Annotated in this window: 1 protein-coding gene; it reads left to right on the top strand. The window is 52.6% G+C overall.

Annotated features, from left to right (window positions below):
- Nucleotides 1-348 (top strand): sodium:solute symporter family transporter (locus UF05_RS06065; RefSeq protein ID WP_048852240.1); only part of this gene is annotated, 348 nt, incomplete at both ends.

Raw genomic sequence — 348 nt, 5'->3', positions numbered from 1 at the left:
GTGGAATGATGTGAAAGGTGAGCCGCTGTCAGCTATCGCGATTATCTCGCTAGCGGCATGGGGTCTTGGCTACTTTGTGCAGCCACACATCCTAACGCGTTTCAACGCATCACGTTACAACAAAGACCTAACTACCGCGCGTCGTATCGCTGTGGGTTGGACTGCGCTTTCAATGGCAGGTGCAATGCTAGTGGGTCTTGTTGGTCTGGTATGGGTGACTGGCCACCCCGGTACGCAACTAGAAGATGGGGAGAAAATCTTTATGTTGCTTGTGAACACCGTATTCCACCCAGTGGTTGCTGGTATCCTTCTAGCAGCAATCCTAGCGGCAGGAATGAGTACAGCGGG

It is taken from the genome of Vibrio sp. S457-15, assembly GCF_000960545.1.
Lineage (GTDB): Bacteria > Pseudomonadota > Gammaproteobacteria > Enterobacterales > Vibrionaceae > Vibrio > Vibrio parahaemolyticus.
The sequence above is the reverse complement of the archived record's forward strand: the minus strand, read 5'-3'. Positions and strand labels throughout refer to the sequence as shown.